We start from the raw sequence: 13,813 nt of genomic DNA, 5'->3' as shown, positions 1-13,813 counted from the left end.
CGGTTCGGCCTGCCCAGTTCTATCGGAGACTGTCCCGCCCGGTCCGCGACGGCTCAGTCGGCCGTCGCGGGCGACCCGGCGGGCCCCGGCACGGACGCGCCGCGTTCGTCCAGCGCCTCACACAGCAGTTCCGCGATGTCGACGACGTCGATGTCGTCTTCGAAGTCGCCGGTCTTCCGGCCGTCCTCGTACATCGTCCCGCACATCGGGCAGGCGACGACGAACTTCTCGACGTCGTCGCCGGCGTCGGTGTCTTCGAGCGCCTCGCGGAGCCGTTCCTCGCTCGGCTTCGTCTCCTCGTCGTGGTCCATCCAGAGGCCGCCGCCGCCGCCGCCACAGCAGAACGACTCCGAGCGGTTCCGCGGCATCTCGTGGAGGTCGACGCCGGTCGCCCGGATGACGTCGCGGGGCGCGTCGTACACGTCGTTCATGCGGCCGAGGTGGCACGGGTCGTGGTAGGTGACGGTGTAGTCGAGTTCGGTGCCGTCGAGGCCGAGCCGGCCCTGCTCGACGAGGTTCTCGACGACTTCGGTGTAGTGGAACACCGGGTCGTCGAACTCCGAGACTTCGGGGTACTCGTTGCGGAACGTGTTCATCGAGTGCGGGTCCGTCGTGACCACCTTCTCGAACGTCGCGGACGCGAACGCCTCCGTGTTGTCCTCGACGAGCATCTCGAACAGCCCCTCTTCGCCGACGCGGCGGACGTCGTTGCCGTCGTGCTGTTCGTCCTCGTAGAGGATGCCGTAGTCGACGTTCGCGCGCTCGAACAGCGTGGCGAGCGACCGGGCCACGCGGCGGTTCCGGTCGTCGTAGCTCGGGTACTCGCCGACGTACCACAGGAACTCGACGTCCTCCTCGCGGGCGTCCGGCACGTCGAACGGGAGGTCGTCGGTCCAGTCCGGCCGGTTCCGGGCGGGGTCGCCGAACGTGTTGCCGTTCTGGAACACGTTCATCATGGCCTCCTGCACCGCCTCGTCCATCTGGCCGGTCTCGGTGAGCCGACGGTTCAGCTGCGTGAACTGCGGGACGTGCTCGATGTCGACGGGGCAGGCGTCCATGCACGCCATACACGACATACAGGACTCCATCGACTCCGCGGCGACGACGGAGCTGCCGCCGTCGGCGACGATGTCGACCGCCTCGGTGCGGCCGGCGTCCAGCTCCTCGCGGTACCGTTTCAGGTCGAGGATGACGTCGCGCGGGTCGAGGTTCCGGCCGGACGCCTTCGCCGGGCAGGCGGACGAGCAGCGGCCGCACTTGGTGCAGGCGTCCTGGTCGAGGATGTGCCGCCACGAGAAGTCCTCGATGCTGCCGTAGCCGATTTCGTCGGGCGCGGCGTCCGCGGGGACGCCGGGGAGCCGGACGCCGGCCTTGTCGTCGCGGGTGACGACGTTCGCGAAGCTCGACACCATGTGGAACGGCTTGCCGTACGGGACGAGCGCGATGAAGCCGAACGCGAGCAGCGCGTGGCTCCACCACCCCCAGTGGTACAGCGTCTCCGCGAGCGCGGGGCGGAGGCCGAGTTCGGCGAACACGCCGGCGAGGAAGAAGCCGACGAACGACACCTGCTCGAACGCCAGGAACTGCAGGCCGGAGCCGGTTTCGGTGGCGGTGCCGACGATGCGGAACGCCTCGATGACGTAGCCGCCGACGCCGAGCGCGAACAGCGTCAGGACGAACGCGTCGTCCTCCAGCGACGTGTGCTTCCCCCAGAGCCGGCCGTCGCGCTCCGTGTACCGCCGGTACATCGCCATCGCGAGGCCGACGACGAACAGCAGCCCCATCGCGTCCATCACGAACGAGTACGACAGGTAGAAGTCGCCGACGAAGAACGACTCGCCGGTGACGGGCCGCCACAGGTCGATGTCGATGCCGAGGATAGTGGTGCCGATGAGCAGCGTCAGGAACCCCCAGAGGACGAACGCGTGCATCACGCCGGCGTACGCGTCGCGGTCGAACTGGTTCCGGTTCGAGAGCACGACCGACGCGGCGCTGACGACCCGGCCAGGGAGGTCGTCGAGGCGGTCGAACCAGTCGTCGTCGCCGTCGGCGTAGCGGGCGAACCGCCGGTAGGTCCCGTAGAGGAACAGGGCGACCGCGACCGCCGCGAGGTAGTAGAAGACGGCCTTCCCGACGGGCCCGACCGTCCAGAACGTCTCCCGTGTCACCTGGTCGGCTGGCATACGCATACGCCGGCAGGCCCCGAAGTTAACTCTTCGCCACCCGGCCGCGGCGCGACTGCCCGGGCCGCCGCCGCGTCGTGCGGTCCGTCCGCGGCCGTCTCGGCAGCATTCGCTCGAACCGAAACGAATCCGCGGTGTCGGGGGCGGCAGCGCTGTGGCGTCGTCGCCCGGTGACGTGGCCGGGCGTGTCGGTGTGGCCGAGCGCGGCGGTGTGGGCGAGCGTGCCGGCGTGGAGCGTGTCGTCGCCCCCGACCGCGAACGCCGGCACGCTCGGCCGTCTGTGGGTCGAACGCTCCGGGATTCGGTGCCAGCAGGCTTTTCTGTCCGCACGGCGTGAGACCCACGTCATGGACGAGAAGACCGCGGAACTCCGCGAAATCTTCGTCGACGCGACCGGAGCGGACACGGTCACCGAGAGCCAGGAGGAGACGCACGGCTCGCTGGCGGAGGAGCGCGGTGACGCGGCGGAGCGGCTCGGCGAACTCGTCGCGATGATGCGCGACCGCTACGAGTTCGACTCCTCGCTCGGCGACGACGACCTCGAGCGCGTCGTCCGGCGCTACTTCGACGGCGACGACGACGCCGCCATCGCCGACGCGCTCGGCGTCGACGCGGACGAGGTGTTCGACGCCCGGATGGACCTCCACCTCGTCCGGGACGCCGACCGCGACGCCCCGTTCGACCTCGACCGCCTCCGGTCGCTCCACATCGAAGACGCCCCGATGGCCGACCGCGTCGACGCGCTCGACGCCGACGAGGACGCCGTCGCGCACTTCACGGCCGTCGTCGACGCGGACCTGGAGTCGACCCGGGCGAACGACCGCTTCCGCGACGAGTTCGCGGACCTCCTCGACGACGCTGACCTCCAGGGCGGCCACACCACGGAGGCGCACGAGGACGGCCTGCGGGAGGCCACCGAAGACATCGAAACCGACGTCTCGTTCTGACCGCTCGCCCCGTTCTCCGCGGACGGCCCGTTCACCAGGCGTAGACGAGGCCGGCGAGCCCGGCGACCACCAGTCCGATTCCGGCCCACAGCAGCGCGTGGCTGACGCCGAAGCCGCGGTCGACGCGCTCGTGCAGGTCCGAGGCCGCGTGTATCGGCTCCACCGACGCGTCTGCCGCCGCGCTCGGCTCAGACGTCGTCGCGCCGAAGAACGCGAGCAGCAGGGCGCCGCCGAGCACGGTGACGCCGAGCATGCCGGCGCCGAGCGACGCCACCCCGATTCGTTCCGCGGCGGCAGCGAGCCCCGCGCCGACGGCACCGGCTCCGACGCCGGTCAGCGCCGCCGTCCGCAGGTACCGCCAGTTGAGCCCGCTGTCCCGGTCCCGAGGCATGCTTCGCGGTTGCCGCCGCTGAACTAAATAGTTCGCCCGCAGGACGCGCACGCCCGCGTCGACGACGCATCGTCGTCGACACGTCGTCGCCGGCTAAGAGCGTCTGAACGCGAACCTTCAAATACGGAGACGGGGCCAGACGGCGCATGCCTCCGCCGGAGCACGACCGAGTCGCGTTCGCCGACCTCGCCGCCGCCGCGTACTGTCCGCGCCAACTGTACTACGCCCGCCGCGCCGACGACCGGGCGCCGCCGGCCGACGCCCGCGACCGAATCGAACTCGCGTTCCACTACCCCGAACTCCGTCGACTCGACGACGCGGCGCTCCGCCGGAAACCAATCGCGCTCCCGCCGGCCCGGTACCGCGCGGCGCTCGACCGGCTCGCACGCAGCGACGACTGGGACGCGCTGACGTCGCCGGCGGCGACCCGGGCGGTGCTGACCGGGAAGGACTGCCGCGGCGTCGCCCACAAGATACTGGTCGGCGCCGGCGCTGGCGCCGACGCCTCCGGCGGAGACGACGCCGCCACCGCCGAGAGCAGCGCCGCCGCTGGCAGCAACGGAGCCTCCGAGGCGGCCCGGACCGACGGCGGCGACGGCTCCGCGGACGCCGGTCCGCCGATTCCGGTCGTCGTGTCGCCGGGCGAGCCGGCCGAGCGCGGCGTCTGGGAGCCACAGCGAGTCAGAGCGGTCGCGGCGGCGAAGGCGCTCGCGTGGGAGTGTCAGCGACGGATTCCGAAGGCGCTCGTCGAGTACCCGGCGTACGGCGACGTCAGAACGGTGCGCGCGACCACTCGGAACGCGGCCGCGTACCGCCGCGCGCTCCGCGCGGTCCGGTCGATGGACGGGCCGCCGCCGCGGCTCCGCGGCGACGCGAAGTGCGACGGCTGCGCCTACCGGGAGCGGTGCGGGGTGCGGACGCGGAGCCTCCGGTCGCTACTCGGTTTCTGAGGCGAGCCACTCGCGGACCGCGTCGGCGTCGAGCCCGGCGCGGTGGACGACGCCGCGCGCCGGGTCGACGACGGTGCTCTCGCCGCCCGGCGTCTCTCCGCCGTCGACGACGACCGCCGCCGCCTCGCGCACCGCCGGGTCGAGGTCGTCGACGCGGCGGACGCTGCCGGCGCCCGAGCGGTTCGCGCTGGTCGCCGTCACCGGCCCGGCGGCGTCCGCCAGCTGCCGCGCCGTCTCGTTCCCCGGGACGCGGACGCCGACGCGCGGGTCGCCGCCGGTGAGCTCCGGCGGGAGGTCGTCGCCGCGTTCCACGACGACCGTGACCGGGCCGGGGAGGAACGCCCGCATGAACCGCTCCGCGCGGTCCGTCGGGTCGACGTACTCCAGCGCCGCGTCGACCGCGGCGAACCCGACGGAGAGCGGCTTGTCGCGCGGCCGGCCTTTCACCGCGAACACGCGGTCGACCGCGTCGGGGTCGGTCGCGTCGGCGCCGAGGCCGTACACCGTCTCGGTCGGGTACACGACCACGTCGCCGTCGCGGACGGCGGCGGCCGCGGCGACCGCGTCGTCAGACGTCGCGGTCGTCATCTATCGGTCAGCGAACGCGGCTTCCACCGCGTCGTAGTCCGGGAAGTCAGGCCACTCGGACGCCACCCACGCGTACTCGACGGTTCGGTCCTCGTCGAGGACGAACACGGCGGGGCGGGGCTCCACGACGCCCGCCATGCCGTCGAGGTCGTGTTCGACGTCGTACGCCGCGGCGACGTCGGCCGCCGGGTCGGAGAACAGGTCCGCGTCGATGCCGCGCTCGGCGATGAACTGCTTGTGCTCGTACGGCGACGAGATGGAGACGCCGACGACCGTCGCGTCGTCGGTCCAGCCGCGGTCCCGAATCTCGTTCCAGATGTACGTCGCCGGGAACGCGCCGTCCATCGGGTAGAACACGAGCACCGTCGGGTCGTCGGCGACGGCCGACAGCGACCGGTCCGTCCAGTACTCGTCGGTGACGAGCGGCCGCGTGAAATCGGGCGCCGTGTCGCCCTCCTCGGGGTGCGGCGTCTCGGGCAGTTCGACGACGTCGAAGTCGGGCATTACGCCTCACCTCCGTACGTCCGGTCGAGGAACTCCACGATGTTCGCGGACTCCGACATCGTGACGCCGGTGTTCTCGTCGACGATGGCCGGCACGGTCCGCGCGCCCGTGAGCCGCGCCACCGCGTTCCGGTCGGAGTGCATCGGCTCGACGAACCGGGACTCGTACTCCAGGTCGTACTCGTTCAGCTTCCGCACGACGCGCTCGCAGTACGGACACGCCTGCAGCCGGTACAGCGTAATCGGCGGTTCGTCTGGCATACCCGGACGTACGGCCGCGGCTGAGGTAACATCTTCGCCCGCGGCACCGGGCCGCCGGCCACCGGACGGTCATCGTGCGGTCGCCGGGCGGCACCGGACGGTCACCCGGCGACCCCTGTTCGTCGTCGGACCGGTCCGTGAGAGCCGGACGAATACGGTCGGGAGCGCCCGTGAGGACAACGCTTAATTCGGGGGGCGGACAAGCCAGCGTATCCCATGGGTTTGTCGACGGCACACACCCCCGTAGTGACGCCCGCGCCGCTCCAAGCCAGCGGTCTCCTCGGCGCGCTCCCGATCAACGACACGACCGTCACCATCGCGGGCAGCGTCACCATCCTCCTCCTCATCGGGCTCTCTGCGTTCTTCTCGTCGTCGGAGATCGCGATGTTCTCGCTCGCCTCCCACCGCATCGACCACCTCGTCGAGGAGGGGCGGCGCGGCGCCAACGCGGTCGCCGAACTCACGTCGGACCCGCACCGGCTGCTCGTCACCATCCTGGTCGGCAACAACCTCGTCAACATCGCGATGTCGTCGCTGGCGACCGTGCTCGTCGGCATCTACATCGAGAACGCCGGGACCGCGGTGCTGGTGTCGACGTTCGGCGTCACGTCGCTGGTGCTGCTGTTCGGCGAGTCCGCGCCGAAGAGCTACGCCGTCGAGAACACGGAGTCGTGGGCGCTCCGCATCGCGCGGCCGCTCAAGATATCCGAGTACGTGCTGCTGCCGCTCGTCGTCACGTTCGACTACCTCACCCGCATCGTCAACAAGGTCACCGGCGGCCGCTCCGCCATCGAGACGTCGTACGTCACCCGCGACGAAATCCAGAACATGATTCAGACCGGGGAGCGCGAGGGCGTCATCGAGGAGGACGAACGGGAGATGCTCGACCGCATCTTCCGGTTCAACCAGACCATCGCGAAGGAGGTGATGACGCCGCGGCTCGACGTGCAGGCGGTGCCGAACGACGCCGCGCTCGACGAGGCCATCGAGACGTGCGTGCAGGCGGACCACGAACGCATCCCTGTGTACGAAGGCAACCTCGACAACATCATCGGCGTCGTCAACATCCGCGACCTCGTCCGGGCGCGCTACTACGGCGAGGGCGAGACGGACCTCGCGTCCGTCGTCCAGCCGACGCTGCACGTCCCCGAGTCGAAGAACGCCGACGAACTGCTCGAAGAGATGCAGGAGACGCGGATGCAGATGGTGGTCGTCATCGACGAGTTCGGCACCACCGAAGGCATCCTGACGCTGGAGGACATGGTGGAGGAAATCGTCGGCGAAATCCTCGAAGGCGACGAGGAAGAGCCGTTCGAGTTCGTCGACGACGACACCGTGCTGGTGCAGGGCGAAGTGAACATCGACGAGGTGAACGAGGTGCTCGACATCGACCTGCCGGAAGGCGAGGAGTTCGAGACGCTCGCCGGCTTCGTGTTCAACCGCGCCGGCCGGCTGGTCGAGGAGGGCGAGGAAATCGAGTACGAAGGCGTCAAGATCCGCATCGAGCAGGTCGACAACACCCGAATCATGCGGGCGCGCGTCACCATCACCGACGCCGCCCGCGGCGCCGAGCCCGGCGAACCGGCGGAGGGCGACGAATCCGCCGCCGAGCAGAGCAGCGCGCAGGAGTAGCCCGTCGCCCGTCACTCGTCGCCCGTCGTCGAGTTCGCGCTGCGGACGGCCGCCGCCACGGTTACGGGCGCGGCGACGCATCTCCTCGACGTGTACGAGAAACTGGACCGGAGCAGCGACGGCGTCGTCGGCTACGAACTCGGCGGCGAACTCACGGAGCGCGAGTTCGACGACATCGTCGGCGACCTGGAGGCGGAGATCGACGAGCACGGCTCGGTGCGGCTGCTGGTCGCGCTCGAAGACGTCCCGCGGCCCGACCTCTCGCTGCTCGACGACGACGTCGCGTTCTGGCTGCACCACCGCGACGACCTCGACCGGTACGCCGTCGTGAGCGACGGCAGCCTCGTGGAGTGGGCGGTCGACCTCGGCGACCGCCTCGTCGACACGGACGTCGAGCACTTCGACGACCGCGACGCAGCGTGGCAGTGGCTCGAACGCGACGGAGCGGCCGAGTAAGGGATGGTAGCGGGACGAACCGGGCGGGCTCAGAGGACGGCGTCGACGACGGTGTACACGCCGTAGCCGAGGCCGAACGCGAGCACGAGCGAGCCGACCCAGGCGAGCACCGTGTACGCCATCTTCCGCGTGCTGACGCCGGCGCCGCCGGCGGCGTAGCCGGAGCCGATGATGGCGGAGACGATGATTTCGTTGAACGACACAGGGATGCCGAACGCGACGGCGGTCTGCGCGATGGCGAAACTCGGGATGAGCGCGGCGATGCTGCGGCGCGGCCCGAGGTTCGAGTAGTCCTGCGCCAGCGCCTTGATCATCCGCGGCGCACCGGTCCACGACCCGGCGAGCAGGCCGAGCCCGCCGCCGACCAGCACCGCGGTGAGCGGGACGTCGAGCCCGGAGTCGAGCAGCGGGACGAGCGGCCCGATTGCGAGCCCCACCTGCGAGCCGCCGGCGGAGAACGCGACGAGTCCGCCGAGCGTCAAGAGGAAGTGGCGCTGGCCGGCGGCGGCGTCCCGTTCCATGTCGCGGAACAGCGCGACGGCGGCGGCGAGGGCGACGGCGAGCGTGACGGCGACGACGACCGGGTCGACGCCGGCGACCGTCGCGTCGGTGAGGTCGAGCCGCGCCGCCGCTGCTTCGGCGAGCGACGCGGACGTGTCGCCGGGGCCGAGCAGCGTGAAGCCGATGTTGGCGACGATGACGCCGACGAGGCCGGCGAGCCCCGGGACGACGTAGCGTTCGGGGACCCGGTCCGCGCGGAGGAGCCGCGCGGTGACGTACGCGACGAAGCCGCCGACGAACGGGACGGCGACCCACAGCGACGCGATTTCGGTGTACTTCGCCCACGCCGGGTCGCCGCCGAGCGCGAGGCCGACGCCGACGACGGCGCCGGTGACGGTGAACGCCGTCGCGATGGGGTAGCCGGCGAACACGCCGAACGCGACGAGGACCGCGGCGGTCACCAGGCTGACGATGGCGGCGGTCGCGGTGATGGTGACGTCGCCGGCGATGAGGCTCGTCCCGACGGCCTGCGTGACGTTCGCGCCCTGTAACACCGCGCCGAGAAACCCGAGGACGCCGACGACGAGCCCGGCGCGCATCACCGAGATGGCGTTCGCTCCGACCGCGGGCGCGAACGGCGTCGACCCGGACGAGCCTGCGCCGATGGCCCACGCCATGAACAGCGACGCGACACCGGCGACGACGAACGTGGCGAGCGTGCCCGCGGCGACCATGTCCCGGCGGTCGGCGTCCGTGGATAAGTGACTGTCCCTGTGACACCGCGCGGGTCACCGGCAACTCGCCGACGGCTCACGGCTGAGTCGCCGGCGGCTCACGCCGTCATCGCCGCAGAATCGCCGCCAGTCCGACGCCGACCGACCGGCGTCTCGGGCCGCCCGCCGCTCCGCTACTGTTTCCCCTGCTCGTAGCCTTCGCGTGCGCTGACGAAGATGCGGCGAACGAACAGGTACGCGCCGAGCAGCAGCAGCACGATGACGACGAGGATGCCGGTCAGAATCGGGTTCTGCGCGGCCGCCTCGCCGACGACGTCGAGCACTCCCATATCCCGGCAGTCGGGCAGTCGCCGGATAGGCGTTTCGACCGGAGCGACGACGCGCCGCGGTCGGCTCTCGGGGCGTTTATGCCGGCGGCGCGCCCACGGTTCGGTATGAGCGAGGCCGAAGAGGCTGACGGGGACGCGCCGGCCGGCCGGGAGGTCTGGATCGAGAAGTACCGGCCGCAGACGCTCGACGACGTCGCCGGCCACGAGGACATCGTCGAGCGGCTCCGCAGCTACATCGACCAGAACGACCTGCCGCACCTGCTGTTCGCCGGCCCCGCGGGCGTCGGGAAGACGACCTGCGCGGTCGCCATCGCCCGCGAAATCTACGGCGACGACTGGCAGACGAACTTCCTCGAACTGAACGCCTCCGACCAGCGCGGCATCGACGTCGTCCGCGACCGCATCAAGAACTTCGCGCGGTCGTCGTTCGGCGGCTACGACTACCGCGTCATCTTCCTCGACGAGGCGGACTCGCTGACCGACGACGCGCAGTCGGCGCTCCGCCGGACGATGGAGCAGTTCTCGGACAACACGCGGTTCATCCTGTCGTGCAACTACTCCAGTAAAATCATCGACCCGATTCAGTCACGCTGCGCCGTCTTCCGGTTCTCGCCGCTGGCCGACGACGCCGTCGCCGAGCAGATCTGGGAGATCGCCGAGCGCGAAGGCATCGAACTCACCGACGACGGCATGGACGCGCTGGTGTACGCCGCGAACGGCGACATGCGGCGCGCCATCAACAGCCTGCAGGCCGCCGCGACGACCGGCGAGGTCGTCGACGAGGAAGCCGTCTACCAGATCACGGCGACCGCGCGCCCGGAGGAGATTCAGGAGATGGTGGAAGACGCCCTCGACGGCGACTTCTCGAAGTCGCGGGCGACGCTGGACACGCTCCTCACCGAAACCGGGATGGCCGGCGGCGACATCATCGACCAGCTCCACCGCTCCGTCTGGGACTTCGGGCTGAGCGACCGCGAAGCCGTCCGGCTGATGGAGCGCATCGGCGACGCCGACTACCGCATCACCGAAGGCGCGAACGAGCAGGTCCAGCTCGAAGCGCTGCTCGCGTCGCTCGCCATCGACTCGGTGTAGCGACGCCGCGGCGTCGCGGTCGCGGAGCGAGACGGACGCGGAGACAGTTCGGCCGCGGTTTCTGGGTTGCTGCCGCGGTTTCCGGGTCGCCGCCTCTGTGACCCGCCTACAGTTCCGGCTCGATGTAGACGATGCGGACGCGGTCGTCGAGGTCGCGGAGCGCCGATTCGATCTGTGAGATGTCCTCGTCGATGTCGCCGGTGACCAGGTCGGGGTCGAAGCTGACGTCGGCGGTGACGAGCGCTTCGCCGGGGCCGATGAACATGGTGCGGAAGCCGTCGATGTGGACGACGCCGGTGTGGTCAGCGACGGCGCCGCGGAGTTTCGCTTCGGTCTCCGACGGCAGCGACTCGCCGAGCAGCAGCCGCTTGTTCTCCCACGCGAGCGCGACCGCGAACGTCATCAGCAGCGCGCCGATGAGGATGGACGCGACGGCGTCGTACGCCTCGTTGCCGGTGACGCGGGTGAGCGTGATGCCGACGAGCGCGACGCCGGCGCCCGACAGCGCGATGGCGTCCTCGGTGAACGCCGTCAGCGTCGTCACGTCGCTGGTCGCCCGGAACGCCTCGTAGATGCCGTCCCAGCCGTACTTCCGAATCTGCCGGGTGAGCTCCCCGAGCGCCTTCCGGAACGCGTACGCCTCGAAGACGATTGCGCCGACGAGCACCGCGACGTTCACCCAGAACGGTTCGACCGGCACCGCGGCGCTGACGTTGAATCCGGCGATGACGACGTCCGCGGCCTCCTCGGCGTGGCCGGTGGCGACGACGGCCTGGTAGCCGTGTTTCAGCGACTCCCAGCCGGCGATGCCGAACAGCAGCACGGAGACGAGAAACGAGTAGAAGAACTGCGCCTTCCCGTAGCCGAACGGGTGCGCCTGGCTCGGCTTCCGGCCGGAGTACCGGATGCCGACGAGCAGGAACACCTGGTTCCCGGTGTCGGAGACCGAGTGGTACGTCTCCGACAGCATCGACGGGCTCCCGGTGAGCAGATAGCCGAGGAACTTGAGCACCGCGATGGCGGCGTTCGCGACGAGCGCCGCGAGCACCACGGACTTGCTACCAGCCATACGCGGCCCGTCTCGGCCCGCCGTATAGAAAGCCGGTGCTCCGGCGACGACGGCGCGGAGGCGAACCGCTGAAATACCTCTTCCGCCTAGAACGGCCAACAAAGTGTCCGAGCAGATCCCGCAGGTCGAGACGCTGTTCCTCCACGAGCACGGCGACGAGTTCACGGTCGTCGTCACCCGCGACGGCGAGCGGGTGCTGCGCGGCGTCCTCGAACTGAAGGAGGCCGACGCGGGGCCGCGGCCGCGGCGCTTCCGCGTCAAGGACGGCTCCAGCGAGGAGCCGCGGCAGCCCGACCAGTTCGTCGACGTCGCGCGCTCCGCCGAACGCATCCGCATCTCCGAGCAGACGTCGCCGTCGGCGCGCGACCGCCTCCAGTCGATGCTGGACGCCTACCAGCTCGACGCGCTGCAGGTGCGGACGTGCCGGTACTGCGCGAACGCCGGCCGGTACTCGCCGGTCACGGAGGACACGGCCGTGAAAGCCGACCGCGACCACATCTGTCCGGACTGCGCGAAACAGGAGCTGGAGCGCGAACTGTCGTACAAGGGGCAGTTCACCGGCTCCGCGCAGGACCGGCTGGAGGAGCTGCTGTTGGAGGTGCAAGACCTCGACCGCATCACGAACCTGCTGGAGGGGAACCTCGACCCGGACCTGACGAAGTTCGACACGATCTCCGCGACCGTCGAGGACGTCGACGCGGTCCGCACCGACGAACTGGACCTGCATCCGGCGCTGCAAGACCGCACCGAAGACCGGTTCGACGAGCTGCTGCCGGTGCAGAGCCTGTCGGTGCGGAACGGGCTGTTCGACGGCGACGACCAGCTCGTCGTCTCCGCGACGGCGACCGGGAAGACGCTGGTCGGCGAACTCGCCGGCGTCAACAACGCCCTGAACGGCGACGGGAAACTGCTGTTTCTGGTGCCGCTGGTCGCGCTCGCGAACCAGAAACACGAGGACTTCGAAGAGCGGTACGGCGACGTCCTCGACGTCACCATCCGCGTCGGCGCCTCCCGCATCAACGACGACGGCAACCGGTTCGACCCGGACGCCGACGTCATCGTCGGCACCTACGAGGGCATCGACCACGCGCTCCGCACCGGCAAGGACATGGGCGACGTCGGCACCGTCGTCATCGACGAGGTGCACACGCTGAAAGAGGAGGGCCGCGGGCACCGCCTCGACGGCATGATTTCGCGGCTGAAACACTACACGGAGCAGCGCGACTCGCTCGCGCAGTGGGTGTACCTGTCGGCGACCGTCGGCAACCCCGAGTACCTCGCGCGGAACCTGGAGGCGACGCTCATCGAGTTCGAAGAGCGCCCCGTCCCCATCGAGCGCCACCTGACGTTCGCGGACGACCGCGAGAAGCTCCGCATCGAAAACCGGCTCGTGAAGCGCGCGTTCGACTCCGAGTCGTCGAAGGGCTACCGCGGACAGACCATCATCTTCACGAACTCGCGGCGGCGCTGCCACGAAATCTCGCGGAAACTGGAGTACTCGTCGGCGCCGTACCACGCCGGGCTGGACTACCGGCGGCGGAAGACCGTCGAGCGGAAGTTCGGCGACCAGGACCTCGCCGCGGTCGTCACGACCGCCGCGCTCGCCGCCGGCGTCGACTTCCCGGCGTCGCAGGTGCTGTTCGACTCGCTCGCGATGGGCATCGAGTGGCTGTCGGTCCAGGAGTTCGAGCAGATGCTCGGCCGCGCGGGCCGCCCGGACTACCACGACCAGGGGACGGTGTACCTGCTGGTGGAGCCGGACGGCGTCTACCACAACTCCATGGAGATGACGGAGGACGAGGCGGCGTTCAAGCTACTGAAAGGCGAGATGGAAGACGTCACGACGGTGTACGACACGTCGGCGGCCGCCGAGGAGACGCTCGCGAACGTCGTCGTCGCCGGGAAGGGCGCGAAGCGGCTGAACGACCGGATGCTCGGCGACGTCCCGACGACGCACGCCGTCGGGAAGCTGCTGGAGTGGGAGTTCATCGACGGCTTCGACGCGACGCCGCTCGGCCGCGCCGTCACGCGGCACTTCCTCGCGCCCGACGACGCCTTCCGCATCCTCGACGGCGTCCGCCGGGACGCCCACCCGTACGAAATCGTCGCCGACATGGAACTCGCCGACGAGGAACTGTAACGGCACCGCCGGGCCGCCGGCGGGCCGGGCGGGAACG

General features: G+C 70.3%; 14 protein-coding genes. 6 read left to right on the top strand and 8 right to left on the bottom strand.

Annotated elements, in window-relative coordinates:
- Positions 1 to 53: 53 nt before the first annotated feature.
- The gene (locus tag ACQUS7_RS09320; protein WP_435146563.1) at positions 54 to 2,189 is read right to left on the bottom strand and encodes a heterodisulfide reductase-related iron-sulfur binding cluster; all 2,136 of its coding nucleotides are present in this window, start codon (positions 2,187 to 2,189) and stop codon (positions 54 to 56) included.
- A gap of 341 nt (positions 2,190 to 2,530) precedes the next feature.
- Between ACQUS7_RS09320 and ACQUS7_RS09315 the strand changes: the two genes are divergently transcribed.
- Positions 2,531 to 3,130, top strand: a complete 600-nt coding sequence (locus ACQUS7_RS09315) for a conditioned medium-induced protein 4 (protein WP_435146561.1) — start codon at positions 2,531 to 2,533, stop codon at positions 3,128 to 3,130.
- A 31-nt stretch (positions 3,131 to 3,161) separates the two neighbouring features.
- Here the strand turns inward: ACQUS7_RS09315 and ACQUS7_RS09310 are convergent, their stop codons facing one another.
- Entirely contained in the window at positions 3,162 to 3,521 is a 360-nt protein-coding gene (locus ACQUS7_RS09310) for a hypothetical protein (RefSeq protein ID WP_435126586.1), read from the bottom strand.
- 146 nt (positions 3,522 to 3,667) lie between these two features.
- Between ACQUS7_RS09310 and ACQUS7_RS09305 the strand changes: the two genes are divergently transcribed.
- Positions 3,668 to 4,471: a hypothetical protein gene (locus ACQUS7_RS09305; protein ID WP_435146559.1), complete on the top strand. Its 804-nt coding sequence runs from the start codon at positions 3,668 to 3,670 to the stop codon at positions 4,469 to 4,471.
- Here the strand turns inward: ACQUS7_RS09305 and ACQUS7_RS09300 are convergent.
- Genes ACQUS7_RS09300 through ACQUS7_RS09290 form a run of 3 tightly spaced genes read right to left on the bottom strand, consistent with a single transcriptional unit; the run spans position 4,457 to position 5,823 of the window.
- Entirely contained in the window at positions 4,457 to 5,059 is a 603-nt protein-coding gene (locus tag ACQUS7_RS09300) for an L-threonylcarbamoyladenylate synthase (RefSeq protein WP_435146557.1), read from the bottom strand. The two genes, ACQUS7_RS09305 and ACQUS7_RS09300, sit on opposite strands and share 15 nt — an antisense overlap.
- The gene (locus ACQUS7_RS09295) at positions 5,060 to 5,563 is read right to left on the bottom strand and encodes a redoxin domain-containing protein (protein ID WP_435126594.1); all 504 of its coding nucleotides are present in this window, start codon (positions 5,561 to 5,563) and stop codon (positions 5,060 to 5,062) included.
- Positions 5,563 to 5,823 carry a glutaredoxin family protein gene (locus ACQUS7_RS09290; protein ID WP_435126597.1) on the bottom strand — a complete coding sequence of 87 codons (261 nt, stop codon included), beginning with the start codon at positions 5,821 to 5,823 and terminating at the stop codon, positions 5,563 to 5,565. Before ACQUS7_RS09290 ends, ACQUS7_RS09295 begins: the two co-directional genes overlap by 1 nt.
- 216 nt (positions 5,824 to 6,039) lie before the next feature.
- On the opposite strand from ACQUS7_RS09290, the gene ACQUS7_RS09285 reads away from it, so the two are divergent.
- Entirely contained in the window at positions 6,040 to 7,455 is a 1,416-nt protein-coding gene (locus tag ACQUS7_RS09285) for a hemolysin family protein (RefSeq protein WP_435146555.1), read from the top strand.
- A gap of 90 nt (positions 7,456 to 7,545) precedes the next feature.
- Positions 7,546 to 7,911 carry an STAS/SEC14 domain-containing protein gene (locus ACQUS7_RS09280; RefSeq protein WP_435146553.1) on the top strand — a complete coding sequence of 122 codons (366 nt, stop codon included), beginning with the start codon at positions 7,546 to 7,548 and terminating at the stop codon, positions 7,909 to 7,911.
- Positions 7,912 to 7,940: 29 nt separating this feature from the next.
- Here the strand turns inward: ACQUS7_RS09280 and ACQUS7_RS09275 are convergent, their stop codons facing one another.
- Both ACQUS7_RS09275 and ACQUS7_RS09270 read right to left on the bottom strand, forming a co-directional pair.
- Positions 7,941 to 9,146: an anion permease gene (locus tag ACQUS7_RS09275; RefSeq protein WP_435126606.1), complete on the bottom strand. Its 1,206-nt coding sequence runs from the start codon at positions 9,144 to 9,146 to the stop codon at positions 7,941 to 7,943.
- 173 nt (positions 9,147 to 9,319) lie between these two features.
- On the bottom strand, positions 9,320 to 9,475 hold the full coding sequence (locus tag ACQUS7_RS09270; RefSeq protein ID WP_435126609.1) for a hypothetical protein: 156 nt from the start codon (positions 9,473 to 9,475) through the stop codon (positions 9,320 to 9,322).
- 105 nt (positions 9,476 to 9,580) lie between these two features.
- On the opposite strand from ACQUS7_RS09270, the gene ACQUS7_RS09265 reads away from it, so the two are divergent.
- On the top strand, positions 9,581 to 10,567 hold the full coding sequence (locus ACQUS7_RS09265) for a replication factor C small subunit (protein ID WP_435146550.1): 987 nt from the start codon (positions 9,581 to 9,583) through the stop codon (positions 10,565 to 10,567).
- A gap of 106 nt (positions 10,568 to 10,673) precedes the next feature.
- Here the strand turns inward: ACQUS7_RS09265 and ACQUS7_RS09260 are convergent, their stop codons facing one another.
- Positions 10,674 to 11,636: a cation diffusion facilitator family transporter gene (locus ACQUS7_RS09260; protein ID WP_435146548.1), complete on the bottom strand. Its 963-nt coding sequence runs from the start codon at positions 11,634 to 11,636 to the stop codon at positions 10,674 to 10,676.
- A 103-nt stretch (positions 11,637 to 11,739) separates the two neighbouring features.
- Between ACQUS7_RS09260 and ACQUS7_RS09255 the strand changes: the two genes are divergently transcribed.
- The gene (locus ACQUS7_RS09255) at positions 11,740 to 13,776 is read left to right on the top strand and encodes a DEAD/DEAH box helicase (protein WP_435146546.1); all 2,037 of its coding nucleotides are present in this window, start codon (positions 11,740 to 11,742) and stop codon (positions 13,774 to 13,776) included.
- Positions 13,777 to 13,813 lie beyond the last annotated feature (37 nt).

It is taken from the genome of Halobaculum sp. P14 (assembly GCF_051195155.1).
Taxonomy (GTDB): Archaea; Halobacteriota; Halobacteria; order Halobacteriales; family Haloferacaceae; genus JBNTKA01.
Note: the sequence above shows the minus strand (reverse complement) of the source record. Positions and strands in the feature narration are given on the sequence as shown.